The sequence below is a fragment of the Enterobacter sp. fkY84-1 genome (assembly GCF_052974705.1).
Genome location: NZ_CP169393.1, coordinates 2,778,142 through 2,804,447, shown reverse-complemented (window position 1 = coordinate 2,804,447; position 26,306 = coordinate 2,778,142). Strand labels below are relative to the sequence as shown.

21 protein-coding genes and 1 pseudogene are annotated in these 26,306 nt (G+C 58.1%); 10 read left to right on the top strand and 12 right to left on the bottom strand.

The genetic code is table 11. The features are described from left to right. Positions 1-82: 82 nt before the first annotated feature. Complete coding sequence (dsbB, locus tag ACEPLT_RS13440) at positions 83-613, bottom strand: disulfide bond formation protein DsbB (RefSeq protein WP_028015880.1); 531 nt, start codon at positions 611-613, stop codon at positions 83-85. A gap of 143 nt (positions 614-756) precedes the next feature. Continuing rightward, complete coding sequence (gene nhaB / locus ACEPLT_RS13435; protein ID WP_023293930.1) at positions 757-2,295, bottom strand: Na(+)/H(+) antiporter NhaB; 1,539 nt, start codon at positions 2,293-2,295, stop codon at positions 757-759. Positions 2,296-2,496: 201 nt separating this feature from the next. On the opposite strand from nhaB, the gene fadR reads away from it, so the two are divergent. Next, positions 2,497-3,216, top strand: a complete 720-nt coding sequence (gene fadR / locus ACEPLT_RS13430) for a fatty acid metabolism transcriptional regulator FadR (RefSeq protein WP_008500512.1) — start codon at positions 2,497-2,499, stop codon at positions 3,214-3,216. Positions 3,217-3,325: 109 nt separating this feature from the next. Here the strand turns inward: fadR and ACEPLT_RS13425 are convergent, their stop codons facing one another. After that, a complete protein-coding gene (locus ACEPLT_RS13425; protein WP_023293929.1) occupies positions 3,326-4,858 on the bottom strand; it encodes a SpoVR family protein in 1,533 nt (510 codons plus the stop codon). A gap of 321 nt (positions 4,859-5,179) precedes the next feature. Between ACEPLT_RS13425 and ACEPLT_RS13420 the strand changes: the two genes are divergently transcribed. The 3 genes and pseudogenes from ACEPLT_RS13420 to ACEPLT_RS13410 form a co-directional block, all read left to right on the top strand. Further along, positions 5,180-6,478, top strand: a complete 1,299-nt coding sequence (locus tag ACEPLT_RS13420) for a D-amino acid dehydrogenase (protein ID WP_021240402.1) — start codon at positions 5,180-5,182, stop codon at positions 6,476-6,478. Positions 6,479-6,487: 9 nt separating this feature from the next. After that, positions 6,488-7,558, top strand: coding sequence for a catabolic alanine racemase DadX (dadX, locus tag ACEPLT_RS13415; protein WP_008500515.1), 1,071 nt, complete (start codon positions 6,488-6,490; stop codon positions 7,556-7,558). Next, positions 7,519-7,719 (top strand): annotated as a pseudogene (locus tag ACEPLT_RS13410) (hypothetical protein); the annotation flags it as partial. The gene dadX and the pseudogene ACEPLT_RS13410, both read left to right, overlap by 40 nt. Here the strand turns inward: ACEPLT_RS13410 and ACEPLT_RS13405 are convergent. Together ACEPLT_RS13405 and ldcA are read right to left on the bottom strand one after the other, a co-directional pair. Further along, positions 7,654-9,387 (bottom strand): potassium/proton antiporter, encoded by a 1,734-nt coding sequence (locus ACEPLT_RS13405; protein ID WP_032675016.1) that lies wholly within the window; start codon positions 9,385-9,387, stop codon positions 7,654-7,656. The pseudogene ACEPLT_RS13410 and the gene ACEPLT_RS13405 sit on opposite strands and share 66 nt — an antisense overlap. Before the next feature lie 97 nt (positions 9,388-9,484). Beyond that, on the bottom strand, positions 9,485-10,399 hold the full coding sequence (ldcA, locus tag ACEPLT_RS13400) for a muramoyltetrapeptide carboxypeptidase (RefSeq protein ID WP_032675015.1): 915 nt from the start codon (positions 10,397-10,399) through the stop codon (positions 9,485-9,487). A gap of 107 nt (positions 10,400-10,506) precedes the next feature. Between ldcA and emtA the strand changes: the two genes are divergently transcribed. Then, a complete protein-coding gene (gene emtA, locus ACEPLT_RS13395; protein WP_008502664.1) occupies positions 10,507-11,118 on the top strand; it encodes a membrane-bound lytic murein transglycosylase EmtA in 612 nt (203 codons plus the stop codon). A 38-nt stretch (positions 11,119-11,156) separates the two neighbouring features. On the opposite strand, the gene ycgR is transcribed toward emtA, so the two are convergent. Then, positions 11,157-11,888, bottom strand: coding sequence for a flagellar brake protein YcgR (ycgR, locus tag ACEPLT_RS13390; RefSeq protein WP_008502663.1), 732 nt, complete (start codon positions 11,886-11,888; stop codon positions 11,157-11,159). A 208-nt stretch (positions 11,889-12,096) separates the two neighbouring features. Between ycgR and ACEPLT_RS13385 the strand changes: the two genes are divergently transcribed. Both ACEPLT_RS13385 and ACEPLT_RS13380 read left to right on the top strand, forming a co-directional pair. Next, the gene (locus ACEPLT_RS13385) at positions 12,097-12,351 is read left to right on the top strand and encodes a GlsB/YeaQ/YmgE family stress response membrane protein (RefSeq protein WP_023293926.1); all 255 of its coding nucleotides are present in this window, start codon (positions 12,097-12,099) and stop codon (positions 12,349-12,351) included. 112 nt (positions 12,352-12,463) lie between these two features. Beyond that, the gene (locus ACEPLT_RS13380; protein WP_032675013.1) at positions 12,464-14,566 is read left to right on the top strand and encodes a TonB-dependent siderophore receptor; all 2,103 of its coding nucleotides are present in this window, start codon (positions 12,464-12,466) and stop codon (positions 14,564-14,566) included. 64 nt (positions 14,567-14,630) lie between these two features. On the opposite strand, the gene ACEPLT_RS13375 is transcribed toward ACEPLT_RS13380, so the two are convergent. Further along, entirely contained in the window at positions 14,631-16,316 is a 1,686-nt protein-coding gene (locus ACEPLT_RS13375; RefSeq protein WP_032675012.1) for an alpha,alpha-trehalase, read from the bottom strand. 102 nt (positions 16,317-16,418) lie between these two features. Beyond that, positions 16,419-17,375 carry an AraC family transcriptional regulator gene (locus tag ACEPLT_RS13370; protein ID WP_008502659.1) on the bottom strand — a complete coding sequence of 319 codons (957 nt, stop codon included), beginning with the start codon at positions 17,373-17,375 and terminating at the stop codon, positions 16,419-16,421. A gap of 115 nt (positions 17,376-17,490) precedes the next feature. On the opposite strand from ACEPLT_RS13370, the gene ACEPLT_RS13365 reads away from it, so the two are divergent. Next, the gene (locus ACEPLT_RS13365) at positions 17,491-18,678 is read left to right on the top strand and encodes an MFS transporter (protein WP_032675011.1); all 1,188 of its coding nucleotides are present in this window, start codon (positions 17,491-17,493) and stop codon (positions 18,676-18,678) included. Positions 18,679-18,719: 41 nt separating this feature from the next. On the opposite strand, the gene gap is transcribed toward ACEPLT_RS13365, so the two are convergent. Together gap and ACEPLT_RS13355 are read right to left on the bottom strand one after the other, a co-directional pair. Then, complete coding sequence (gene gap / locus ACEPLT_RS13360) at positions 18,720-19,730, bottom strand: type I glyceraldehyde-3-phosphate dehydrogenase (RefSeq protein WP_063621966.1); 1,011 nt, start codon at positions 19,728-19,730, stop codon at positions 18,720-18,722. A 79-nt stretch (positions 19,731-19,809) separates the two neighbouring features. Continuing rightward, positions 19,810-20,790, bottom strand: a complete 981-nt coding sequence (locus tag ACEPLT_RS13355; RefSeq protein WP_032675009.1) for a GlxA family transcriptional regulator — start codon at positions 20,788-20,790, stop codon at positions 19,810-19,812. Between the two features lie 149 nt (positions 20,791-20,939). On the opposite strand from ACEPLT_RS13355, the gene ACEPLT_RS13350 reads away from it, so the two are divergent. Further along, positions 20,940-21,911 (top strand): fatty acid desaturase, encoded by a 972-nt coding sequence (locus tag ACEPLT_RS13350; RefSeq protein ID WP_032675008.1) that lies wholly within the window; start codon positions 20,940-20,942, stop codon positions 21,909-21,911. Further along, a complete protein-coding gene (locus ACEPLT_RS13345) occupies positions 21,904-22,662 on the top strand; it encodes a phosphate/phosphite/phosphonate ABC transporter substrate-binding protein (RefSeq protein ID WP_196351748.1) in 759 nt (252 codons plus the stop codon). The genes ACEPLT_RS13350 and ACEPLT_RS13345 overlap by 8 nt, the downstream gene beginning before the upstream one ends. Here the strand turns inward: ACEPLT_RS13345 and ACEPLT_RS13340 are convergent. Beyond that, a complete protein-coding gene (locus ACEPLT_RS13340; protein WP_032675006.1) occupies positions 22,641-23,537 on the bottom strand; it encodes a LysR family transcriptional regulator in 897 nt (298 codons plus the stop codon). The genes ACEPLT_RS13345 and ACEPLT_RS13340 overlap by 22 nt on opposite strands. Before the next feature lie 22 nt (positions 23,538-23,559). Next, a complete protein-coding gene (locus ACEPLT_RS13335) occupies positions 23,560-25,848 on the bottom strand; it encodes an FdhF/YdeP family oxidoreductase (protein WP_032675005.1) in 2,289 nt (762 codons plus the stop codon). Positions 25,849-26,306 lie beyond the last annotated feature (458 nt).

The window sequence follows — 26,306 nt, the reverse complement described above, 5'->3', positions numbered from 1 at the left end:
GTGCGCTGATGTGTCGGGTGGCGCTGCGCTTATCCGACCTACAAAACCGTAGGCCCGCGCAAGCGAAGCGCCGCCGGGCGAATTAGCGTCCGAACAAATCGCGTTTCTTCGGTTTGAACGGCTGAGCGATCAACACCAGCAGCGCCACGACGAAGTAGGCGGCAAAAATGCCCACCAACCACTGCGGCATCTCCAGCGTCAGGAATTCCCACTGGCGAACGGAGCAGTCACCGGAGGCAACGAACACCTGCGGCAGCCATTTGTCCAGCGGCAGCCAGCTCGGGAAGCGGGCGGCAAAATCGCAGGTCATAAACGGTGACGGATGCAGCTGCATCATCGTGTGCTGCCAGGAGAGTTCAATGCCTTTCCAGGCGCTGTAGAGCCAGATTGCGATCCCGGCATAGCGAAGCGGCGACTTCGGCGCAATCGCGCCGACCAGGCCAGCCCCCATAATGCCGAACAGCGCGCAGCGTTCGTAAATACAGAGCACGCATGGTTTGAGTCCCATTACGTGCTGGAACCACAGCGCGACCATTTCCAGCGCAAAGGCGGTCAGGGCCATTAACAACCATGCTCCGCGACCGCGGGAGCACTGGTTTAAAAATCTCAACATAATCATTTCCCTGGAACATGCTTAGAAAGCGCAGTGTAAACGAATTCGTTTTTCGCGCCACCTGTACCTGGCGAAATAAAACGTAATTGGATGTTTATCGTGCGAAAAGGCAAACGGGCAGCGAACTGCCCGAGTTGCAGTGTTTACTGCGCCGCAAGTATACCCGCTTGTATCAACCATTGCGTACAGGGAATAAGGGTAATTTTGACGCAAAGCAATCCCACGATCGTAAGCACCAGCGTATAGGGCAGGGCCATCCAGACCATTCTTCCATAAGAAAGACGTATGAGTGGCGCAAGGGCGGAGGTCAGCAGGAACAGGAAGGCGGCCTGGCCATTGGGTGTCGCCACCGACGGCAGGTTGGTACCGGTGTTGATCGCCACGGCCAGCAGTTCAAACTGTCCGGCGCTGATCACGCCTTGCTCCATCGCGGTCTTAGCCTCGTTAATGTAAACCGTCCCGACAAAGACGTTATCTGAGATTGACGAGAGCAGGCCGTTAAACAGGTAAAACAGCGACAGCTGAGCATCCGGCGATGCCCGTAAGACAAAGGCAATAATCGGCGCGAACAGGTGCTGGTCGATTATCACCGCCACGACCGCAAAGAACACCGCCAGCAGGGCGGTAAACGGCAGCGCTTCGGTAAAGGCTTTGCCGATGGCATGCTCATCCGTCACGCCGGTAAAGGTCGTGGCGAGAATAATCACGGACAGACCAATCAGCCCCACTTCAGCAAGATGGAACGCCAGCGCGGCGATAAGCCAGACGCCGATGATCCCCTGTGCAATCAGGCGCAGCGTCTCCTGGCGCGTCCGCTGGCGTCGGCTCTGCAGATCGAATTTATGCAGCTCCTGACGTACCGGCTCCGGGAGTTGTGCCCCGTAACCAAAGAGGCGAAACTTCTCCACCAGCAAACAGGTCGCCAGACCGCAGATCAGCACCGGCACGCTCACCGGGGCCATTCTCAGGAAGAAATCACCGAAGTGCCAGCCCGCCGCTTTCGCAATGATCAGGTTTTGCGGCTCGCCCACCATCGTCATCACGCCCCCCAGGGCGGTACCCACCCCGGCATGCATCATCAGGCTGCGCAGGAAGGCGCGAAACTGTTCCAGTACCTCGCGGTTATGCGCATCGACATGGCTGTCATCCTGCAGATCCTCACCCGGACGAGAGGAGGCCACGCGGTGATAAATACCGTAAAACCCCACCGCGACGCTTATCACCACCGCGACGACCGTCAGCGCGTCCAGGAAGGCTGACAGGAAGGCCGCCGCAAGGCAAAACGCCAGCGAGAGAACCATTTTCGACGGAATGCTGAGCAGCAGGCGCGTAAAGATAAACAGCAGCAGCTGTTTCATAAAGTAGATGCCCGCCACCATAAACATCAGCAGCAGAAGCACTTCAAGATTTGAAGCCAGCTCTGCTTTGACATGCTCGGCAGAGGTCATGCCAATCACTACCGCTTCAAACGCCAGCAATCCGCCCGGCAACAGGGGATAGCATTTCAGCGCCATCGCCAGGGTGAAGATAAACTCCGCGACCAGCAGCCACCCGGCAACGAACGGGTTCACGTAAAAGAGGAGAGGGTTAACGACCAGGAACACCAGCAGTATCAGTTTGTACCAGTCAGGAGACTGGCCTAAAAAATTGCGCCACAGAGCGCGCCCAAAAGAAATTTCCACGACAGACGTCCTTCCCCGTCAAGTAAGACAAAACATCAGTATACGCAAAATTCACGGTCCAGACGCGGATAAGACTGCATTGTAAATTTCATAAAAATGAAACGGCGATCCCTCTTTTCTCTCTTTGCCGCGCTACCTGCCACTGCACGCCTCTGGTATGATGAGTCCAATTTGCTAAAGCTGTGTAATGGAAATCTCACTATGGTCATTAAGGCGCAGAGCCCGGCGGGTTTCGCGGAAGAGTACATCATTGAAAGCATCTGGAATAATCGTTTCCCTGCGGGGTCCATTCTTCCGGCTGAACGCGAACTCTCTGAACTGATTGGCGTCACTCGCACCACGCTGCGTGAAGTGCTTCAGCGACTGGCGCGCGATGGCTGGTTGACGATCCAGCACGGCAAGCCAACAAAAGTGAACAACTTCTGGGAAACCTCCGGGCTGAACATTCTTGAAACGCTGGCGCGTCTCGATCATGAAAGCGTGCCGCAGCTCATTGATAATCTGCTCTCCGTTCGCACCAACATCGCGACGATCTTTATTCGTACGGCTTTCCGCCAGCATCCGGAAGATGCGCTTGCGGTGCTGGCCAGTGCCAACGAGGTGGAAGATCACGCCGACGCGTTCGCCACCCTCGATTACAACGTCTTCCGTGGGCTGGCGTTTGCCTCCGGCAACCCGGTGTATGGTCTGATCCTCAACGGTATGAAGGGACTCTACACCCGCATTGGCCGCCACTACTTTGCCAATCCCGAAGCCCGCAGCCTGGCGCTGGGCTTTTACCATAAGCTGAGCAAGCTGTGCTCCGAAGGTCTGCACGATCAGGTGTATGAGACGGTGCGCCGCTACGGTCACGATTCCGGTGAAATCTGGCACCGTATGCAGAAAACGCTGCCGGGTGATTTGGCGATTCAGAGCCGCTGAAATAAAAAACCTCTCGTGTGAGAGGTTTTTTTTCGCCCGGTGGCGCTTCGCTTACCGGGCCTACAAAACCCGTAGGCCGGGTAAGGCGTAGCCGCCACCCGGCAAAAAACTACAGCGTATTCAACCGCGCCGGGCAGCGTTCAAGCAGCTCGACGCTCCCGTCTTCATTCTGCTGCTCCAGCTGAACATCAAAGCCCCACAGGCGATGCACGTGCTTCAGCACCTCTTTACGCCCTTTATCCAGCGGCGCGCGATTGTGCGGGATATAGCGCAGCGTCAGGGAGCGGTCACCGCGCAAATCCACGTTCCACACCTGAATGTTGGGTTCAAGATTGCTCAGGTTGTACTGGGAAGAGAGGCGAGAGCGGATCTCACGGTAACCCTCCTCGTTGTGGATTGCGGAGATCTCCAGATAGTTGTTGCGGTCGTCGTCCAGCACGGTGAAGAAGCGGAAGTCACGCATGATCTTCGGCGACATAAACTGGCTGATGAAGCTCTCATCCTTAAAGTCGCGCATCGCAAAGTGCAGCGTTTCCAGCCAGTCAGATCCGGCGATATCCGGGAACCAGTACTTGTCTTCTTCCGTCGGCGACTGACAGATACGCTTAATGTCCTGAAACATGGCGAAGCCAAGGGCATACGGGTTAATTCCGCTGTACCACGGGCTGTTATAGGGCGGCTGGAACACCACGTTGGTATGGCTGTGGAGGAACTCCATCATGAACCGCTCTGTGACTTTCCCCTCGTCGTACAGGTGGTTGAGGATGGTGTAGTGCCAGAAGGTCGCCCAGCCTTCGTTCATCACCTGCGTCTGTTTTTGCGGGTAGAAATACTGGCTCACCTTGCGCACGATGCGCAGGATCTCACGCTGCCACGGCTCCAGCAGCGGGGCGTTCTTCTCCATAAAATAGAGCAGGTTTTCCTGTGGCTCGGACGGATAGCGCCGCGCTTCGGCGATCGTTTTTTCTTCCTCACGCTTCGGCAGGGTGCGCCACAGCATGTTCACCTGGCTTTGCAGATACTCTTCGCGGCTTTTCTGCCGGGCCTTCTCCTCCTGCAGGGAGATTTTCTGCGGACGTTTGTAGCGGTCAACGCCGTAGTTCATCAGAGCGTGACAGGAGTCGAGCAGTTTTTCCACTTCATCCACGCCGTAGCGTTCTTCGCAGTCGGTAATGTATTTACGGGCGAAGATCAGGTAATCGACGATGGAGCTGGCATCCGTCCAGCTGCGGAACAGGTAGTTATTCTTGAAAAAGGAGTTGTGCCCGTAGCAGGCGTGCGCCATCACCAGCGCCTGCATGGTAATGGTGTTCTCTTCCATTAAATAGGCGATACACGGATTGGAGTTAATGACGATCTCATACGCCAGACCCTGCTGGCCGTGCTTATACAGCCGCTCCGTTTCGATAAATTTCTTACCAAACGACCAGTGCGGATAGTTAATCGGCATCCCGACGCTGGAGTAGGCGTCCATCATCTGTTCGGACGTAATGACTTCAATCTGATGGGGGTAGGTATCCAGGCGATACAGTTTTGCGACCCGGTCGATCTCGGCGAGGTAAACATCCAGCAGCTCGAAGGTCCAGTCGGGTCCATCGCTCAGACGTGTGTTGTCCTTGTTCAGGGAATCAATAGTAGCCATTAGCGCGCCCTCGTTGTGGGTGCTCTCTCTGTCTGGAGAGCCTCCTTTCAAGCATAGATCAACGTGTTAAAAAGCGTGCTGGGGCAGAAATTTTTTCTTTGCGATTTCGCGTTTTTGATACGGCAAAAAAACGGTGTCTCTCAGCATTTTATGCTGGTTAAAAATAACGCGCAGCAGGAGATCCCAAATTAGCACTACCCCCTGATGCTGGGGGATGTGTGAGGTAAGTCACCATAAAAAAGTCATATGTTGAATAATATTTTCAACTAGGTTATCAATCTGTAATTAGAAGATTGTTCTTTTGCACATAATGGAGTGGCTATGCGTGTTGTCATACTGGGAAGTGGTGTCGTTGGGGTAACCAGCGCCTGGTATTTAAGTCAGGCGGGACATGACGTCACCGTTATCGATCGTGAGTCAGGCCCCGCGCTGGAAACCAGCGCGGCGAACGCCGGGCAAATCTCTCCGGGCTATGCGGCACCGTGGGCAGCACCGGGCGTTCCGCTGAAAGCGATTAAATGGATGTTCCAGCGCCACGCGCCGCTGGCCATCAGCCTTGACGGCACGCAGTTCCAGCTGAAGTGGATGTGGCAGATGCTGCGCAACTGCGACACCCGCCACTACATGGAGAACAAAGGGCGCATGGTGCGCCTGGCGGAATACAGCCGCGACTGCCTGAAAGCGCTGCGCGCCTCAACCGGGATTGAGTACGAAGGCCGTCAGGGCGGAACGCTCCAACTGTTCCGCACCGAACAACAGTATGAAAACGCCACCCGCGATATCGCCGTGCTGGAAGATGCTGGCGTACCGTATCAGCTGCTGGAAGCCAGCCAGCTTGGTCAGGTTGAACCTGCGCTGGCGGAAGTGGCGCATAAGCTGACGGGCGGCCTGCGCCTGCCGAATGACGAAACCGGCGACTGCCAGCTCTTTACGCAGCGTCTGGCGCAGATGTGCGAGCAGGCGGGGGTGAAATTCCGCTTTAACACCTCTGTCGACAAGCTGCTGTCGGAAGGGGAAAAAATTTACGGCGTGAAGTGTGGCGAAGAGGTGATCAAAGCGGATGCCTACGTCATGGCGTTTGGTTCGTACTCCACCGCGATGCTGAAGGGCATTCTCGATATTCCGGTCTACCCGCTAAAAGGCTACTCGCTGACCATTCCGGTAAAAGAGGAGAGCGGCGCACCGGTTTCTACCATTCTGGATGAAACCTATAAAATCGCCATTACCCGCTTCGATAACCGCATCCGCGTAGGCGGCATGGCGGAGATTGTCGGCTTCAACACCGAACTGCTGAAACCGCGTCGTGAAACGCTGGAGATGGTGGTGGGGGACCTCTTCCCGCGCGGTGGTTTTGTCGAGCAGGCGACCTTCTGGACCGGCCTGCGTCCGATGACGCCGGACGGCACGCCGATTGTGGGGCGCACGCCGTTCAAAAACCTGTGGACCAATACCGGACACGGTACGCTTGGCTGGACGATGGCCTGCGGCTCCGGACAGCTGCTGAGCGACCTGATTTCCGGACGCACGCCGGCCATTCCGTTTGACGATCTCAGTGTCGCGCGCTATCAATCGGGGTTTACGCCGTCGCGTCCACAGCACCTGCACGGCGCGCATAACTAAGGAGCTGTCATGTCCCGTCCTGTTCTCGCTCAGCTGAACCTGCAGGCCCTGAAGGATAACCTGCAGATTGTTCGTCGGGCAGCACCTGGCGCACGCGTGTGGTCGGTGGTGAAAGCGAATGCCTACGGCCACGGCATTGACCGTATCTGGAGCGCGCTGAGCGCCACCGATGGCTTTGCGTTACTCAATCTTGAAGAGGCCATTCTGCTGCGCGAGCGCGGCTGGAAAGGGCCCATACTGCTGCTGGAGGGCTTCTTCCACGCCGACGATCTGCCGCTGCTGGATAAGTACCGGCTGACCACCAGCGTTCATAGCAACTGGCAGATCAAAGCGATTCAGGATGCGAAGCTCCACGCGCCGCTGGATATCTATCTCAAGGTCAACAGCGGCATGAACCGCCTGGGCTTCCAGCCTGAGCGGGTGCATACGGTCTGGCAGCAGCTGCGCGCCCTGAAGAACGTGGGTGAAATGACGCTGATGGCGCACTTTGCCGACGCGGAAAAACCGGACGGTATCGCCGATGCCATGGTCCGCATTGAGCAGGCGGCAGAAGGGCTGGACTGCCCGCGCTCGCTGTCCAACTCGGCGGCCACGCTGTGGCATCCCGAGGCGCATTACAACTGGGTGCGTCCGGGGATCGTTCTGTACGGCGCGTCGCCCTCGGGCCAGTGGCAGGATATCGCCAACAGCGGCCTGAAGCCGGTTATGACCCTGCGCAGCGAAATCATTGGCGTGCAGACCCTGAAAGCTGGCGACACGGTGGGCTACGGTAGCCGCTATCGGGCAAAGGGCGAGCAGCGGATTGGTATCGTGGCGGGCGGCTATGCCGACGGCTACCCGCGCATTGCGCCGACCGGTACGCCTGTGTGGGTAGATGGAGTCCGCACGGGAACGGTAGGCACCGTATCAATGGATATGCTGGCCGTTGACCTGACGCCCTGCCCGCAGGCGGGTATCGGTTCCCCGGTCGAGCTGTGGGGTAACGAAATCAAAATTGATGACGTGGCGGCCGCGGCGGGCACGGTAGGGTATGAACTGATGTGTGCCCTGGCACCGAGGGTGCCGGTTGTGACGGTGTAACGTATGTTCGCCGGGTGGCGCTAACGCTAACCCGGCCTACGTTCGAGGGTTTTGTAGGCCGGGTAAGGCGAAGCCGCCACCCGGCAAAAAAACCGTTACTCCGCTTCCTCTTCCATCGGCCTCAAACCGACTTTCCTTACCGCGTTATCTTCTTTCTCTGCTACCGTCCAGATCATCCCGGCAAACTCTACCTGATCGCCCACGACCGGGGCAGCGCCAAGCCGCTGCTGGATGATTTCGCCCAGCGTTTGCTGGCTATCTCCGTCTTCAGCACCTTCATCCAGGCCGTAAATCAGCGCCACATCGGCAAACCTGGCGCTGGCTTCCAAAATAAAATCGCCGAAGAAACGCTGGTCCAGCGCCACCGGCGGCGACTGGCTGAACAGCTTGCCCAGCGCGGGCAGGTCACGCTCGCGGCCAATCACGCAGAGAATATCCCCTTCGCGCAGGCGGGTGCTGCCGGTAGGGTGCAACAGGACATTGTCGCGGAACAGGGCGGCAATGCGCGTTTCGGCCGGCATGTGCAAATCGCGGAGCGAAGCGCCCACGCACCATTTGTCGGCGCTCAGCTGGTAGACGAACTGCTCCCACGGGTTTTCCGGATGAATGTCGAGCCCCACCCGCGACACCGGCCAGCCCACGGGAGGTACCACCACTTTGGCTTTTTTTGCCGCCCACCCGAGGGACGTTCCCTGGAACAGCAGCGAAATCAGCACCACGAAGAAGGCCACGTTAAAGAACAGCCGGGCGTTATCCAGACCGGCCATCATCGGAAAGACCGCAAGAATAATCGGAACCGCGCCGCGCAGACCCACCCAGCTGATAAAGACGCGCTCGCGCAGGTTGAAGCCGCGAAACGGCAGCAGGCCAGCAAATACCGACAGCGGACGGGCGAAGAAGATCATCCACGCAGACAACAGCAGCGCCGGAACGGCGATGGGCAGCAGGTCCGATGGGGTAACCAGAAGACCGAGCACCAGGAACATGCCGATCTGCGCCAGCCATGCCAGGCCGTCGAAGTTCTGCAAAATGGCATGGCGGTTGCGAATAGGGCGGTTGCCCATCAGGAACCCGCAGAGGTAGACGGCGAGAATGCCGCTGCCGTCCAGCGCCGTGGTAACGGCAAAAATGAGAATGCCGCCGCTCAAGGCCAGCAGCGGGTAAAGCCCCGAGGGCAGCGAGATGCGGTTGATCATCTGCTGTAAGAGGTATCCCCCCGCCAGGCCAATAACAATCCCCAGCCCGAACTGCTGCAGGATATGCCACGCAAACATCCAGCTGAGCCCCGTCTCGTGCTGCTGGATCATCTCAATCAGCGTGATGGTGAGAAACACCGCCATCGGGTCGTTGCTGCCGGATTCAATCTCAAGCGTGGAGCCAACGCGTTCGTTAAGCCCTTTTCCGCCGAGCAGGGAAAACACCGCAGCCGCATCGGTTGAGCCCACGATGGCGCCTATCAGCAACCCTTCCATGATATTGAGATGGAAAAGCCACGCGGCCATCATCCCGGTCAGACCGGAGGTAATCAACACGCCAACCGTGGCGAGCGACAGCGCAGGCCCTAAGGCCACGCGGAAGGAGCTCGCCTGGGTGCGCATGCCGCCGTCCAGCAGGATCACCGCCAGCGCCAGGTTACTCACCATGTAGGCGAAAGGGTAGTTATCGAATGGGATACCGCCAATGCCATCAATGCCGGCCAGCATGCCGATGGCGAGGAAAATAACAAGAATAGGTATGCCGAGACGCGATGAAAATGAACTTAATAAAATACTGCTGGTTACAAGGACCGAACCCAGAATGAAAAGGCTGATTATCGCTGCGGCATCCAATGTTCTCTTACTCCCACCTCAATGTTAACGCTGTTACTAAAACCCTAACATATTAACGACGGCAACAGCGTTTTATTAAGGGGGTATAACGGCTTTTTTATGCCTTTATGACAGGATGGCCGCTGATGGTCAGCCGGGAGCCGGAATCATTGTGGATCAGGGAGGCGTGCGCCCCCAGCGCCAGGGTCACGGTGCGCTGCTCATGACCGAAGTCCAGACCGGCGATCACCGGAATATCCAGCCGCGAGCGAATGAACTCAACCATGGTTTCCAGGGAGTAACCCGCGTCATAGTCATTCGGCTCAGAGCCGCTGAAGCTGCCCAGCACAATCGCGGACTGGCGCTCAAGAATACCGGCATGATAGAGCTGCAACAGCATGCGTTCGACGCGGAACGGATGTTCGTTGATATCTTCCAGCACCAGAATGCCGTTTTCAATGTTCGGCATCCACGGGGTGCCGATGAGCGAAACCAGCATCGCCAGGTTGCCGCCCCAGAGCTGACCTTCGCATTCCCGGTGCGGTCCATTCCCCTGCCACTCGACGCTGTAGGTGGGATTACGCAGCGCGCGCCAGAAATGTTCCACGGTGAACGCTTCCAGCTCCGGCGCGCCGAAGTTACCGGCCAGCATCGGGCCGCTGAAGGTGATGACGTTATGCAGCGCCAGCAGCCCAAGCTGGATGACGGTGAAATCGCTGTGGCCGCATATCAGCAGCGGATCCTGCTGCTGACGCTCCGCCAGGCCCTGCCAGTCAATGCTCTCCAGCAGCCGGCTCGCGCCATATCCGCCGCGCACCGCCAGCACTATCCGGTTTTCACCCTTCAGGTTCACCAGGCTGTTGATATCATTCAGCCGCTGCGCTTCGGTACCGGCAAAACGCTGCTGGCGGCGGGGGATAATCGTCTGATTTTCTACCTGGTGGCCCGATTCCAGCAAACGCTGAACGCCCCGCTGCGCCGCGTCCTGGTTAATGCAGTAGCCCGACGGCGCGATGAGATGAATCTGAGACATGGCAATTCCTTGCTGAATGAGAAACTAATTGTCTATATCATGCCGCGTATACGCCGCCTGCTTCAAGGGGCGGCGCACCGCGATGACCGGCTATAAGGATAGATGACGTGAAATTGAGATGGTTTGCTTTTTTGATTGTGTTGCTCGCTGGCTGTAGTTCAAAACATGATTATCAAAACCCGCCCTGGAACCCGGAAGTGCCGGTGAAGCGGGCGATGCAGTGGATGCCGATCAGTGAACAAGCCGGGAAAGCCTGGGGCGTCAGTCCGCGTCTCATCACGGCGATCATTGCGGTGGAGTCCGGCGGTAACCCCACGCTTGTCAGCAAGTCGAACGCGGTGGGGCTGATGCAGCTTAAAGCGTCAACGGCGGGGAGAGAGGTATACCGCTACATGGGCTGGAGCGGCCAGCCGTCGACCAGCGAACTGAAGAACCCGGAACGCAACATTTCAATGGGCACGGCCTATCTGAGCATCATGGAGCATGGCGTGCTGAAGGGGATTCAGGATCCGGAGGTCATGCAGTACGCGCTGGTGGTGTCTTACGTTAACGGCGCCGGCGCGTTGCTGAGAACCTTCTCCTCTGACCGCAAAGAGGCGATAGAAGAGATTAACGGCATGGACAAAGACGAATTCTTTGAGCATGTGGTGAAAAATCACCCGGCACCACAGGCGCCTCGTTATATCTGGAAAGTGCAGAAAGCGATGGATGCCATGTAATGCCGCAGACGGGCGGCGGTCACGCTGCCCGATGTTTTTTACAGAACTTTATTTGCGCGTTCGCGCGCCTCCCGCTCCAGGGAGTAGATAATGCGCTGCAGTTCGCGCTCAGCGCCAGGTCCGACGTTGAGGAAACGGAAGCTCAGACGCGGCGTGGTGATCGTTTCATTTTTGCTGTCCACGACGGTGCGTTCGCTGATGGCAATCAGCTGTGCATCGAAATAAAAGCGCCCCCAGCCCCCCATATCCAGCTCGATTTGCGTGAACCGCATGCCCTCTACCAGTCCGTCAGGCTTCGGCGTATCCATCAGCGCGCCCATACCGCCCAGCGACAGATCGAAGAGACGGAAGCGAATCTCTTTTTTGTCCGGCATTTTGGCCTTGCAGAAGTAGGCAGGGTGAAGCGGGGCGCTGATGCGGAAATATTCACGACGCTGGACAAACCAAAGATTAGTGGGAAGCGGGGTCACAAAGGCCGGCAGCCCCTGGTATTCGCTCAGTTCCAGTCGCGACAGGACAAACTCCACTTTGGCGCCCTGCGTTTCGGCCATCACGGCGATATTCTCCGCCTTCAGCGCCGCGCGGTTTTCATACTCCTGACTGCCTAAATCAATCACCAGCCGCTCCTGCGAGGCGTCAAGGATCTTACTAATGAACTGATTATTCGACCAGCTGATGCGCAGCGGCACTTCACCTTTTTGCAGGTCGCGTAATACCCCTAATACAGCCAGCGGATTTTGCTTGAGGAACTGCTCACTGTAATGACTCACGCCGGATGGCTCCTTGATAGATGACAGACTGTCTTAGCGTTATCGGCAATCTGCAATGAAACTTAATACAAACCGGTGAGTTTTTTTTGCCTGTTTAGGCAAAGATAAGTCGGTGACAAGAAAATGATTTTCCGGCGATGACCTATACTTAAGTTAGCTGTGCAGATGGTTTTCTGCACATGCGTTAAACCTGCAAGAGGGCATCGCTATGGGTATCATCGCCTGGATTATCTTTGGTCTTATTGCTGGCGCTATCGCGAAATTGATCATGCCGGGAAACGATGGCGGCGGCTTTATTTTGACCTGCGTACTCGGGGTCGTTGGTGCGGTTGTGGGCGGCTGGCTGGCGACGATGTTTGGCTTCGGAGGCAACATAAGTGGTTTTGACCTGCACAGTTTTCTGGTCGCTGTCGTGGGCGCCATTGTGGTGCTGGGCGTATTCAGGTTACTGCGACGAGCATAAGATAACGTAAACGGCTCTCTGCGGAGGGCCGTTTTTTTACCTGAGTATTGATTTGTTAATGTAAATGATAATAATTGTCGTTCAGTATTGCATCTAACAACAAGACGACATTATGACTCCCTCACGTTTTACGCTTTGCGCCCTGGCAGGCGCCATCACGCTCGCACTGCACGCTCCGGCATTCGCCGAAGAATCCACTATCGTCGTCACGGGCGCAGAGCAGGGCAGCGCGCTGCCGGCCTGGACGAACAGCGCCACGAAATCGGCCGTAGCTGAAAGTAAAACGCCGCAGGTCATCACGACCCTCTCTGCGCCGGAAATTGACAAGCGCCATGCGAATTCCGTTAATGAAATCCTCCGCTATGCGCCGGGCGTTTCAACCGAAGTGCGGGGAAATACCTCCTACATGAGCGAATATAAAATTCGTGGCTTTACCGTCGACCAGGAGTTCTACAACGGGCTGCAGTTACCCTATAACGTCACCGGCAATACCAAAGCGCGCATCGATCCGCTGTTGATTGACAGCGTTGATATCCTGAAAGGCCCCTCATCGGTTCTCTACGGCGGCGGCTCGCCGGGCGGGCTGGTGAATATCCAGAGTAAAAAGCCGCAGCGGGAAGCGCGAACCGAATTCGGTTTTAACACCGGCAACCGCAACCTGAAAGAGGGCTATCTCGACTCAACCGGGCAGATTGCCAACAGCGACTGGAACTACCGTCTGCTGGGTAAAGCGACGGAAAATGACGATCAGCCGCACACCACCCGGTATGAAAACTACCTGGTTGCCCCGTCCGTCACCTGGCAACCCGACAGCAAAACCCGCCTCACCCTGGATGCGCTGGCGCAGAACTCCCCGAGCCTGACGCCGTCTAACCCGCTTCCGATCGCCTACCTGCGCTCGACATACGCGGGCAAGCGCGATTACGCCGGTGATGAGTGGAGCGGGTTTAAGCAGCGTCAGTGGATGCTGGGCTACAGCTTTGAGCATGAGTTTGACAGCGGCTGGGGCTTTAACCAGAAGGCGCGCTATTTCGACGTCGACACGCATCAGCGCAGCGTCTATGCAACGGGCACGGGAAGCGAGGTTTATCAGCTCAACCGTTTTGCCTACACCACCGATGAAGATCTGCAGAGCTTCAACATCGATAACCAGGTCACCAAAACCGTGGCGCTGGGTGACTGGCAACACCATCTGCTGGCCGGGTTTGACTATCAGAAGCTGAACGCCCATTTCCACTACCGTTACGCGTCGACCACGCCGGGCATGGATATGCGCAATCCTGACTATTCGCAAATCAGCGAAAGCGCATTAGGGCTGTATATCGCTCAGAAAAACCGTCTGAGCTATCAGCAGAACGGCTATTACCTGCAGGATCAGGTGGAGTTTGGCGGGTTAAATCTGCTGGCCAGCCTGCGTTACGATGATTATCGCTCCGTCACCACCAATTATCTGCAAAACGGTGATAAGGCCTGGCTATCGCAGGATCGCGTCACCAAACGTCTGGGCGCGCTTTACGCCTTTGATAACGGGATTTCGCCGTTTATCAGCTATTCCGAAGGTTTTGCGCCGGTGTCGCCGCAGGGCACGCTCGTGGCGAAAGACGTCAAACCGACCACCAGCAAGCAGGTGGAAGGTGGGGTAAAATATCTGCTGGCGGATTACGCCACCACCTTTACCGCCTCGGTGTTTAACATCCGCCAGAAAAATGTCGTTACCTCCGATCCGGGCTTCCTGAACTATCGTCAGACCGGGGAAGTGGAATCCAAAGGGGCGGAACTGTCTGCCATCAGCCGCCCGACGGACAACCTGACGCTGATTGCCAACTACGCCTACACCCACGCGATCAATACGGAAGATGACAAGTACAAAGGTAAACGTCCAACGCAGGTGCCGGAGAATGCCTTCAACCTTTGGGGGGATTACACCTTTGAAAACACACCGCTGAAAGGGCTGATGCTGGGCGCGGGCGCACGCTACACCGGGCCAATGGAAATCTCACCGGCTAACAATGCGGGTAAACTGGGGGGCAGCACGCAGTACGATTTGTCGGCATCCTACCGGATGGGTGAAATTCTGCCTTCGCTGGCCGGGCTGACGCTTAAGGCCAGCGCGCAGAACATCACCAACAAAGAGACGCTGACCTGCTACGACGCGACCAACTGCTGGATTGGGCGGGACAGAACGTATCAGCTTGGGGCAAGTTACAGTTTCTGAGCAAGGCCCTGTGAGGGCAAAAAGTAGGCCGGGTAAGGCGTAGCCGCCACCCGGCAATACTCCCTTACTGCGCCGATGCTTTCACCGGCGCCACCTCATCATTCGCCGCAGGCCGATTCTCCGGCACGCTGTCGCACGGTTTCTCTTTCGGGCAGACCCGGTCCAGCATCTTCAGCGTCACGCCGTTGCTCCAGCCGAAGCCGTCCTGCAGCGGATACTCACCGCCGCCGCCGCCCGTACCGGTGGTCGACACGTCATACTTCTCGACCAGTTTCTTTTCCCGGTCATAGGTATGCTGAACGTTCTTCAGGAAGCGCCAGGTCACATCCATCGAGACCTTCTCTTGCCCGTAATTCTGCAACCCTTCCGCCGCCACCCATTGCAGCGGAGCCCAGCCGTTTGGCGCATCCCACTGCTGGCCGCTGTTGACGGTGGTGGTCGCTATCCCGCCCGGCTTCAACAGACGAGAGGAGGTTGCCGCGGCGACTTTTTCGGCACGATCCTGTGCCGCCGCCTTGACGTAAAGCGGGAACAGGGCCGCCGCCGTGAGCTGATTGCGTACCTTCTTGCTCTTCAGGTCGTAATCGGCGTACCAGCCCTCTTTATCATTCCACAGGTGGCTCTCGATGGCTTTCTGGCGCGCGGTGGCCAGCGTCTCATACTTGCTTGCGCTGGCGGCATCGCCGCTCTCCTGGCTTGCCCGGGCCAGCAGTTTTTCCATCTTGAACATCAGGGCGTTCAGGTCCACGGGCACAATGCTGGTGGTCCGAATGGTGCCGAGTTTTTGCGGATCGTCCATCCAGCGGGAGCTAAAGTCCCAGCCCGAGGCCGCGGCGGAACGCAAATCACGGTAGATCTCGGTTGCCGGTCGGTTAGGGTTACTTTTCGCGGTATTCACATCGTCAAGCCAGGACTCCGGGCGCGGCGTATCGCGGTCGTCCCAGTAGCGGTTGAGGATCGCGCCGTCATCCAGCTTCACCACGCGTTTGTTGGCCTGGCCCGGTTGAAGGGCGTCGACGCCGTCCATCCAGTAGGCATACTCTTTCTCCATCTGCGGACGATACTTCTTCAGCGCGTCGCTGTCATGGGTCGCCAGCAGTTCAACCATCAGTGAGAAAAACGGCGGCTGGGAGCGGCTCAGGTAATAGCTGCGGTTGCCGTTGGGAATGTGGCCGAAGGTGTCGATCTCATACGCAAAGTTATCCACCATGTCGCTGATTTTGTCCCAATGATCGCTCTCAGCCAGGCCCAGCATGGTGAAATAGCTGTCCCAGTAGTAGACCTCGCGGAAACGTCCGCCGGGCACAACGTAGGGCTTCGGTAACGGCAGAAGGGAATCCCATTTGTTGCTGGCTTTATCGGTAGTGCGCGTCAGTACGGGCCAGAGATCGTCAATGTGCTCACGTAAACTTTGTCCAGCAGGCGGAACGTATTTTTCCCCTTCCGCAGGGAGCGTAAAGTTCATCTCGACAAAGTGGCGTAAGTCAAAGCTGGACTGCGTATGCTGCATCCGGTAGTCCGCCAGAATCATCAGCGGGTCGCTTTTGGGGACAGCATCCGCAAAGGTTTTCTGATCGGGAAACAGTTTGGCGCTCTGCACATCGTTAAACAGAGGGCCAAGTAAAATATCGGGTGAGGTTGTCTGGGTTGCGGGGTTATCGTCGGCATAGCCCAGTGTCGTTACGCCGAGCAGCGCGCCGCCTAACGCAAGGGGCAAAAACGCGGGGCGTAGTGTACGAGGTCTTATCATCAGTTCGTCTCCTGTCTTCACTAAACAGCGTGACCGCTGTTGTCAATCACCTGAAAACCTTAGACGAATATTGCCCGCTTCGCGTTAAATATTGCCGCGCTTTCAGACCTCTTCCGCGGTCTGGCTGGCTTCCCGCAGCGTGCCCGGCGCATGGCCAATGATGCGCTTAAACGCCCGGCTAAATGCCGCCAGAGAGCCATATCCCAGCCGCAGCGCGACCGTTTCAATGGGCTGGTTTTCATGACGAATATACTGAATGGCCAGCCGCATTCTCAGCTCGCTGAGATATTTTGCCGGGGTCGTTCCCGTCGCCGCGAGAAACCGTTCCGCGAAAACGGATCGGGAAGTCCCGGCTTCTTTTGCCAGATCCGCCACGCTCCAGTTCAGGCCTGGCTGCTGGTGCATGGCGTAAATGGCCCGGCTCAGGCGCGGGTCGCGCAGCACCTGCACCCAGCCGGTGGCTTTGCCACAGCCGCCTTCAACCCAGCCCCGCACAATTAATGCCGCCACCACGTCGGCCAGCCGCGCAAGGATCCCGGCATACCCGGCCTGACGCGCCGCGGATTCCCGCTCCATCGCCGCCAGCAGCGGATGAATTTCCGGCCAGGTGGACATCAGCCGGCTGACCATCATCACTTCCGGCATCGCCTTGATCAGCGGCTGCATGCCGCCCAGCTCAAAATCCATGCATCCGCTAAAGATAAGGGTGTTCTCGCTCTCCGGGCAGGGCTCGCAGGTGATAGCACAGACCGAGCTGCAGATAGGCTCGCTCGGAAAGGCGTTGACAGGAGTAAGGGTGGCCTGTTCGTCAGAGAGCAGGGCATGGGAATTCCCGCCGGGAATAAAGAGGGCGTCGCCACCGCTCAGTTCGAACGTTGCACCGCTCTCCATGCGCAACAGGGCGCTACCGTGGCTCACAAAATGAAACTGCGCCCTGCCGGGAGCCTGATGAAACGCGACGCCAAATGGCGCACTGGCTTCAATCCGCCGGTATTTCACGCCTGACAGGCGCATGCCGCGTAAAAGTTCGCTGATCAAATCGGGTGACTGTACGGTCATGGCGCAACTCCGGACGAATAATCAATAAGTGGAGATTATATGTCATAGATCGTCCAGGGTGAACCTTCTATTCTTTTGCGACACTAGTCACATTTTTATAACGGGAGATCAACAGATGAGTTCATGTGTCGCGGCGAGCGAGGCGGTAGCGCCTGCAAAACCCGCCTGGCGGGCCGTCTATTCACTGGGGTTGGGGGTATTTGGTTTGATTACGGCCGAATTTCTGCCCGCCAGCTTGTTAACCCCCATGGCCGCGAGCCTGGGCGTTACCGAGGGGATGGCTGGACAAGCTGTCACCGCCACCGCGCTGGTGGCGCTGGTCACCGGACTGCTGATCACCCCGGCAACCAAGAGTATCGACCGCCGCTGGGTTCTGATGTTTTTCTCGGTTCTGCAAATTATCTCCAGCCTGCTGGTGGCCTTTGCGCCCAATCTGCACGTCCTGCTGATGGGGCGCCTGCTTCTGGGGATAGCGATCGGGGGATTCTGGGCGATGTCGACGGCCACGACGATGCGTCTGGTTCCGGCAGATAAAGTGCCGAAAGCGCTGGCGGTGATCTTCTCCAGCGTATCGATTGCCACGGTAGTCGCGGCGCCGCTGGGCAGCTATCTGGGCAGCCTGATCGGCTGGCGCAACGTCTTTGTACTCTGCATTCTGCCGAGCATGCTGGCGCTGCTGTGGCAGCTCTGGGTGCTGCCGTCCATGAAGCCGGAGAGCAGCGGTAGCCTGAGTACGCTGTTCCGCGTGCTGCGCCGTCCGGGGATGATCGGCGGCATGCTGGCAACCATCCTGATCTTCAGCGGCCATTTCGCTTTCTTTACCTACCTGCGTCCGTTCCTGGAGACGGTGGGCCAGGCGAGCGTGGAGACCATTTCACTGATCCTGCTGGGCTTTGGTATCGCCAACTTTGTGGGCACCTCCGTGGCCGGGCATCTGCTGGCACGTAATCTGCGCCTGACGCTGGCGCTGGTGCCGTTTGCGATGGGCGTTCTCGCGCTCATGATGGTCGCCTTTGGTCATCTGGCCATGCTGGACGGGCTGCTGGTTGCGCTGTGGGGCTTCGCATTTGGCCTGGTTCCGGTGGGCTGGTCCACCTGGCTTGCGACCACCGTTCCGGATGAAGCCGAAAGTGCAGGGGGGCTGCTGGTGGCCTCAATCCAGCTGGCGATAAGCGCCGGTGCGGCCGGAGGTGGGGCAGTGTTTGATCTTAACGGTGCCAGCGGCGTGTTCGCGGGCAGCGGTTTCCTGCTGGTGACGGCGATGGTGATTGTGTTCATGGGTGTGAAAGTGAAAGCGGAGTGATTTTTTAGCCGGGTGAGCGTTCGCGCCACCCGGCCTCAGGCTTACAGCCCTTTCTTATCCATCAGCACCGCCAGATCCACCAGGCGGTTAGAGAAGCCCCATTCGTTGTCATACCACGCCAGGATCTTCACCATGTTTCCGCCAATGACCAGCGTGGAAAGCCCGTCGATAATTGACGAACGCGGGTCGCCCTGGTAATCGCTGGAGACCAGCGGTTCATCGCTATAGCCCAGGATATCTTTCAGGGGGCCGCTGGCGGCCGCGTTGCGGAACGCGTCATTCACCTCTTCGGCGGTCACGTTGCGGCTCAGCGTCACGGTTAAATCGACAATCGATACCACCGGCACCGGCACGCGCAGGGAGTACCCGGTCAGCTTGCCGTCCAGGGAGGGGATCACTTTCCCCAGCGCTTTCGCCGCGCCGCTGGAGTAGGGCACAATCGACAGCGCCGCCGCGCGTGCACCGCGCAGATCTTTTTCTGGCTGATCGTGCAGCGCCTGGCTGTTGGTGTAGGCGTGCGTCGTGTTCATCAGGCCATGCTCAATCCCGAACTGCTGGTGCAGCACCTGAGCGGCTGGTGCCAGACCGTTCGTGGTGCAACTCCCGTTGCTCACCACCGCGTGCCGGGCGGGATCGTACTGGTCATGGTTGACGCCCATCACAATCGTCAGGTCGTCGTTTTTCGCGGGAGCGGAAATGATGACGCGCTTAGCGCCGCCGTGGGTGATATGCACCGCCGCTTTCTCCCGTTCAGTGAAGAAGCCGGTAGCTTCAATCACCACGTCTACCCCGGCATCACGCCACGGGATATTCGCCGGATCGCGTTCGCTAAATACGGCGATCCGCTGGCCGTCTACCTGCAGCGCGCCGTCAGCCGCTTCAACGGGCGCGGGCAGCTTGCCCAGAAGGGAATCATGTTTCAGCAGATGGGCGAGGGTTTTACTGTCTGTCAGATCGTTGATGGCCACAATCTGAAGCGCCGGGTTGCCCAGCGCCGCGCGCAGGACATTACGTCCGATACGGCCGAAACCGTTAATACCGACCTTAACCATGGTGCACTCCTTATCTTCTGTTGTCTGGAGTCACTGTAGGCGTCGGGCCGGTTGGCGTAAACGACAAAAAAGGATCAGATTACGCCATCTTGCGGCAATGAAAGCGCTGGCGGTATTCGCCGGGCGTGAGGTGAAGCTGTTTCTCAAAGATGCGGCGCAAGTTAATGCTGGTGCCAAAGCCGCTTTGCTCAGCAACGCGTTCAAGGGGATCGCGGGTCTGTTCAAGCAGTTGGCGGGCGGCGGCCAGACGCGCTTCGGTCACGTAGCGGGCAGGCGAGACCCCGGCCTCGCGGGTAAACACGCGGGTGAAGTTACGCGGGCTCATCGCCGCTTTCTCGGCCAGGTTCTCCACGCACAGATCGGCGGTGAGGTTCTGCAGGATCCAGCTTTGCACCTCGCCTATCGGCCCTGCTGTGCCGGGCTGCTGCAGGCTGTAGCGGCTGAACTGCAGCTGTCCGCCGGGACGTCGCAGATACATCACCATATCCTGCGCCACGTCGCGTGCGAGGGTAAATCCGTAGTCGTCCTCCACCAGCGCCAGGGTCAGGTCGAACCCGGAACTCACGCCGCCGGAGGTCCAGATGGGGCCGTCCTGAATGTAGAGTGGGCCGCCTTCAACCTGGATTGACGGGTACTGGGCTTGCATGGTCTCCAGCAGCCGCCAGTGGGTGGTGGCGCGACGACCGTCCAGCAAGCCGGTCTGGGCCAGCAGCATCGCGCCGCCGCAGATAGAGGCGATCCGTCGGGCGTGCGGCGCAGCGAGGTGCAGCCAGTCGACTACGGCTATGCTCTCCTGCTCGTTCATACCGCGTCCGGTGATGATAATGGTGTCCAGCGGTTCGCGCGGATCCAGCTCCGGAAGCCGATAGTCCGCCAGCAGGTTCAGACCGGACTGGCCGTGGATCACCTGGTGAGGCTGCGTGGTGGCGATGATAATCCGGTAGCGGGGCTGCGCAAGCCCTTCCGGATGCAGCCGGTTGGCCTGCATCAGAATGTCGGCGATACCGGCGGCTTCAAACAGCATGCCGCCGTCGGGAACGATAATCAGGATCTTCTTCATGTCCTGAAAAGTACCTTTAATACATAATAAGTCAAGCGACGCGTGCGCTCTGTGTTTCTGGCAAAGCAAAGCGATTTAAGTTCTTTGTTATTTCAGGCGTTATCCCCGATCTTCAGGGCTCTGTCTCTGGCGAAACGGCGTCTGAAGGAATGGGTAAACGAAGCTCCCTCTATTTACATCCACAACAACGCAATCAAATCCACCGCCTCGCGTCGGGTTTCTTGTGGCGAAGCGAACTGCCCACCTGGCTGTTAATGTTCACGATTTATGCGGGCTGGTTTGCCACGCTGGCGTTCTGGCAAACGCTCGGCCTGCTGCCCGCCACGCTGCTGCTCATCGGGTTTACCGCCTGGTATATGTCGTTGCAGCATGAGCTGATCCACGGGCATCCCACCCGTTTTGCCTGGCTTAACCAGCTGTTCGGCACGCTCCCGCTGGCGGTCTGGTACCCGTACGGCCTGTACCGGGATTCCCATCTGGCCCACCATCGGTACGATAGCCTGACCCATCCGGTGGATGACCCGGAGTCGTACTATTTTACCGAGGCAAGCTGGGCGCGCTTTCCCCCCTGGCAGAAGCGCCTGATTCGGGCCCGTAATACCTTTGCCGGGCGGCTTCTGCTGGCGCCGCTGCTGGATATCGTCCAGACGCTGGGCAGCGCCGTGGCGGCGTTTCGTCATCTTCACCTGCGGGCGATGACGATGTGGCTGGTTCACATCACGCTGCTGGCGGCACTCTTCGCCTGGATGACGCACGTCGGTTTTTCACCCGTCTGGTTTGTGCTGGCGGTCAGCTATCCGGCGCTGGCGCTGACCAAGGTACGATCGTTTTTCGAACATCGTGCGGCGGACGATCCGCTGGCGCGCTCCGTCATTAACGAGGCCGGGCTGTTCTGGCGGATCTTGTTTTTAAATCTCAACTATCATTCAGTACATCATGATCTACCGGGCGTGCCGTGGTACGGACTGAAGGCGATCTACCAGCAAAACCGGGAGGCGTACCGGGAGCGAAACCGCGGTTTTCTGGTCAGGGGCTACGGTGAATGGCTGCGCCGGTTCTGGAGCAGTCCCGTCGACGTCACCGTTCACCCCGGAAAGCAACAGGGGGAAGGGTATGAGTAACCTGCTGGCGTTTCCCATGTATGCGGTGGATCGCGCCGACACGCGCGCGCTCTGGCTGGCGGTAAAGGGGCTGCTGGCCGCACGCGGTGTGCCCGTCGATGATGTCCCCGACGGGCCGGAGTCCGATCTGCTCACGCACTGGCAACAGCCCGGGCTTATCCTCAGCCAGACCTGCGGTTACCCGCTGGTCACGCAGCTTCCGGACGTGCAGGTTGTCGGCTGTTTTCACTACGCGGCCCCGGGCTGCGAAGGGATCCAGTACCGCAGCTTTCTGGTGGTGCGGGAGGCGGATCGGCATCTCACGCTGGCGGATTTTCGCGGCCGACGGGCGGTCTGTAACTCTGCGGACTCGCAGTCCGGCTACAATGCGCTGCGAAAAAAAATAGCGGCTCTGGCGGCGGACGGTCCGTTTTTCGCGCAAACGTCCTTTAGCGGCAGCCATCGCCAGTCGCTGAAGGATGTCAAACGCGGAGCAGGGGATATCGCGGCCATCGACTGTGTCACCTGGGCACTGCTGCAGCGTCACGAACCGGAAGGTCTGACGGGGCTGGCTGTCATTGACCGTACCCCGCTGACGCCAGGGCTGCCGCTCATTACCTCGCCCCACACTTCGCCTGACACCCTGAACGCCCTTCGCGATGCGCTCCACGCGCTGGTGAGTTTGCCGGAACACCGGGCCGTTTGCGACGCGGTACTGATTGAGGGGTTTAGCGTCGTGACGCGTCAGGCCTACGCCTCATTGCTGGCGTGATAAATCTCCTGCGCGTCGGTAAAGCAGCGCAGCGCCAGCGAGGAGACCGGTTTTTGCCTGCGCATAATCAGGCCGACAGGGGCCTCAATGTTCGCATCGGCGATGGGGACAATCCTGAAATGGCTGTTCAGATCTTCCAGTCCGTTGTTCAGCGGCATCACGGCGCAGCATACGCCGCTTTGCACCGCCTGAATGATCTGGAACGTGGAGTCGCTCTCGAAAACGGACCTCGGTTCAATGCCAGCAGACTTAAAGCTGGCCTCCATATGCGCCCGGTAATGCATCCCTTTGGTCAGGAACCCCAGCGGAAAATCCGTCAGGTCGCGCCAGGTCAATCTCTCCTGGCCGAACTGGAAATGGCGGACGTCGTGCAGCAGGCCCATCTTCGTTTTAGGAAGCTGGATAATATCGAACTGGCTGGTGTCGATGCTGTTGAGATAGCAAATCCCCAGTTCAAGCTGATTGCGGCTGACGCCGTCGGCAATCTGCGCGGAGGACATGGAATAGAGGCTATAGGTCAGCTCCGGGTATTTTTGCGTCAGCAGGCGAATAAAGATCATCGGATCCACACTCGCCAGCGGCACCATCCCCAGACGGAGTTCTCCCACCACCTGGCCTTTGCACAGCGCGGCTTCCGCCTGTAGCCCGTCATGCGCGGCCAGCAGCGCGCGGGCCCATGCGAGGATGCGTTCACCCTCCGGCGTAAACCCTTCAAAGCGCTGCCCGCGCACAATCAGCACCAGCCCCAGCTCCTCTTCCAGGCTGCGGATGCGCATGGAGAGGGTCGGCTGGGTGATGTTGCACTGCGAGGCCGCCTTGCCAAAATGGCGGGTCTCGTCGAGCGCGATTAAATATTTTAACTGTTTAATATCCATCTTTTTCTCTGCGCGAACAGCCTTACAGCATGCGGATCTCTTTTGAGCGCAGGGTGATGCGAACCGGAACGGATTTATACGACGGCGTACCGCTGTCCTTATCCAGATAATCAAGCGGTACCAGCACGTTGGCTTCCGGATAATAGGCCCCGACGGTCCCCGGCGCGATGTTGTACGCCACCACGGTAATGTCTTCCAGACGCTGTCCGTTGCCGGGCAGGGCGGTTTCGATATCCACGCGGTCGCCGTGTTCCAGCCCTGACTGCGCCATATCGTCTTCGTTCATAAACAGCACGTCGCGACGGCCAAACACGCCACGGTAGCGGTCATCCAGGGCGTAAATGGTGGTGTTGTACTGGTCGTGGCTGCGCAGCGTGATCAGGCGCAGAACGTGCTCACCTTCACCGCTGACGTTCTCGTGTACGCCGTCGAAGACCGAGAACATCGCTTTTCCCGTCGCCGTTGGCCAGAGACGTTGCGTTGGCGGCAGCGGCATACGGAAGCCGCCGGGAACGCGGATCCGCGCGTTGTAGTTCTCAAAGCCCGGAATGGTCTGCTCGATCAGATCGCGGATGCGGTCGTAATCCTCAACCAGCGTCATCCAGTCTACGCGGGTATCCGGCAGGGTGGCTTTCGCCATGCCCGCGACGATAGCGGGTTCTGACCGAAGCAACGGCGAGGCGGGTTTTAGCTTGCCGGATGAGGCATGGACCATCGACATCGAGTCTTCGACGGTAATGGACTGGCGGCCGGTGGCCTGAACATCCAGCTCGGTACGGCCAAGACACGGGAAAATAAAGGTCTCTTTGCCCACCAGCAGATGAGTACGGTTCAGCTTGGTCCCGACGTGAACGCTCAAATCGAGGGAGCCCATGGCCGGAAAGCCACGTTCATGATCGGGCATCGCCACCGCAAAATTACCGCCGAGGCAAATGAGCGCTTTTGCGCGGCCGTCGATCATCGCCTGCGTGGCCTGCACCGCGTCATGGCCGTGGTGAGACGGTGGCTCAAAGCCGAATACATCCTTCAGACTGTTCAGGAAGGCCGGCGTGGGTTTCTCGCTAATCCCGACGGTACGGTTCCCCTGCACGTTTGAGTGACCGCGCAGCGGGCATATTCCCGCGCCGGGCTTGCCGATATTCCCGCGCATCAGCAGCAGATCAGCGATCAGGCGGACGTTGGCCGTCCCTTTGTTGTGCTGGGTAATGCCCATCCCGTAGGTGATGATGGTGGCATTCGATTTCGCATACGCCTCTGCCACCTGCTTGAGCGCCGCCTGACTGAGACCTGACTCGCGTTCGATCTCGTCCCAGCGGGTTTGCGCGATATCGGCGGCAAAGTCCTCAAAGCCCTGGGTGTGTTCGGCAATAAACGCGCGATCGAGCACGTCCCCGCGTTCGGACTCCATTTCCAGCAGGTGTTTGGCAATCCCTTTCAGCGCGGCGGCATCGCCCCCGGCCTTCACCTGGAAATAGGTCGAAGCGATATCCGTGGAGCCGTAGGTCGCCATTTCAATCACGCTTTGCGGGTCCGCAAAACGTTCCAGCGCGCGCTCGCGCAGCGGGTTAAAGACGATAATCGGCACGTTGCGGCGGGCCAGCTCATGGAGGGTCCCCATCATTCGCGGATGGTTCGTACCGGGGTTATGGCCGATGGAGATCACCAGCTCCGTCTTGTCGAAGTCGTCCAGCGAGACGGTCCCTTTCCCGATGCCAATCGAACGGGGCAAACCGACGCTGGTGGCCTCGTGACACATATTTGAGCAGTCGGGGAAGTTATTGGTGCCGTATTCGCGGGCGAACAGCTGGAACAGATACGCCGCTTCGTTAGAGGCGCGTCCGGAGGTATAGAACTCGACCTGGTCCGGTTTGAGCCCGCGCAGTACTTCGCCGATGCGTTGAAACGCCTCGTCCCAGTCGACGGGACGGAAGGTGTCGCTCGCACGGTCATAGCGCAGGGGATGCGTCAGCCGCCCGTAGCCTTCCAGCTCAAAGTCCGATTTTGCCAGCAGCGAGGAGACAGTGTTTGCGGCCAGAAACGCGGGGGTGACGCGTTTGCTGGTCGCTTCCCAGGTCACCGCTTTGGCGCCGTTCTCGCAGAACTGGAACGTCGATTTGTGTTCTTTATCAGGCCACGCGCAGCCCGGGCAGTCAAAGCCGTCAGGCTGGTTGGTGCGCAGCAGCGTCGCCGGGGCGTCAAAGGTATCCATTTGGGTGCGTACCGCAATGGCCGTCGCTTTCAATGCGCCCCAACCGCCGGCAGGGCCGTCATAGTGTCTGATGCCTGGCACCGAGCGTCTTTTCTTGTTCATACCCACTCCTGATTTGTTCGATCACACAACGCCTGAGCTCAAAAAATCACTGACGAGAGCAATAGGTGAAAGCAATGACGGCCGGATGGTAACGCACATACGGAACGGGAAAATGCCTTAACGCAAACTCTTTTTATTACAGTAATTTATCTGGTCTGGTGTTTAAATATTTAAAGAAATTATAACGAATATTTATCATTTTAATAATAAATCTTATCTATCGTCCGGTAGGCGAGATAGATGGCAGTGAGCAGGAAAGTATGTAGCGCCAGTAAAACATCGAATGAAGCTGTTGCGCTGGAGATATCGCCACGATTCGCGGCTCGCGGGCTGCTGGAGGCATTTTTCATTTGAGAGAATGGCAGGAAGGTTTACTCACGCTTAATGAATAATAGATATAAGGTATACCTGGCAGTGGAATTATTACGGCCTAAAATATACGCTTTTTTTGCGGCATG

Bases quoted from the DNA above. Each gene is read 5' to 3' on its own strand.
- ACEPLT_RS13375 (WP_032675012.1), bottom strand. From the start codon at position 16,316: ATGATAAGACCTCGTACACTACGCCCCGCGTTTTTGCCCCTTGCGTTA.
- fadR (WP_008500512.1), top strand. From the start codon at position 2,497: ATGGTCATTAAGGCGCAGAGCCCGGCGGGTTTCGCGGAAGAGTACATC.
- ACEPLT_RS13425 (WP_023293929.1), bottom strand. From the start codon at position 4,858: ATGGCTACTATTGATTCCCTGAACAAGGACAACACACGTCTGAGCGAT.
- dadX (WP_008500515.1), top strand. From the start codon at position 6,488: ATGTCCCGTCCTGTTCTCGCTCAGCTGAACCTGCAGGCCCTGAAGGAT.
- ACEPLT_RS13380 (WP_032675013.1), top strand. From the start codon at position 12,464: ATGACTCCCTCACGTTTTACGCTTTGCGCCCTGGCAGGCGCCATCACG.
- ACEPLT_RS13355 (WP_032675009.1), bottom strand. From the start codon at position 20,790: ATGAAGAAGATCCTGATTATCGTTCCCGACGGCGGCATGCTGTTTGAA.
- ACEPLT_RS13350 (WP_032675008.1), top strand. From the start codon at position 20,940: ATGGGTAAACGAAGCTCCCTCTATTTACATCCACAACAACGCAATCAA.
- dsbB (WP_028015880.1), bottom strand. From the start codon at position 613: ATGTTGAGATTTTTAAACCAGTGCTCCCGCGGTCGCGGAGCATGGTTG.
- ACEPLT_RS13340 (WP_032675006.1), bottom strand. From the start codon at position 23,537: ATGGATATTAAACAGTTAAAATATTTAATCGCGCTCGACGAGACCCGC.
- gap (WP_063621966.1), bottom strand. From the start codon at position 19,730: ATGGTTAAGGTCGGTATTAACGGTTTCGGCCGTATCGGACGTAATGTC.
- ldcA (WP_032675015.1), bottom strand. From the start codon at position 10,399: ATGTCTCAGATTCATCTCATCGCGCCGTCGGGCTACTGCATTAACCAG.
- ACEPLT_RS13345 (WP_196351748.1), top strand. From the start codon at position 21,904: ATGAGTAACCTGCTGGCGTTTCCCATGTATGCGGTGGATCGCGCCGAC.
- ACEPLT_RS13385 (WP_023293926.1), top strand. From the start codon at position 12,097: ATGGGTATCATCGCCTGGATTATCTTTGGTCTTATTGCTGGCGCTATC.
- ACEPLT_RS13365 (WP_032675011.1), top strand. From the start codon at position 17,491: ATGAGTTCATGTGTCGCGGCGAGCGAGGCGGTAGCGCCTGCAAAACCC.
- ACEPLT_RS13335 (WP_032675005.1), bottom strand. From the start codon at position 25,848: ATGAACAAGAAAAGACGCTCGGTGCCAGGCATCAGACACTATGACGGC.
- ACEPLT_RS13420 (WP_021240402.1), top strand. From the start codon at position 5,180: ATGCGTGTTGTCATACTGGGAAGTGGTGTCGTTGGGGTAACCAGCGCC.
- ACEPLT_RS13370 (WP_008502659.1), bottom strand. From the start codon at position 17,375: ATGACCGTACAGTCACCCGATTTGATCAGCGAACTTTTACGCGGCATG.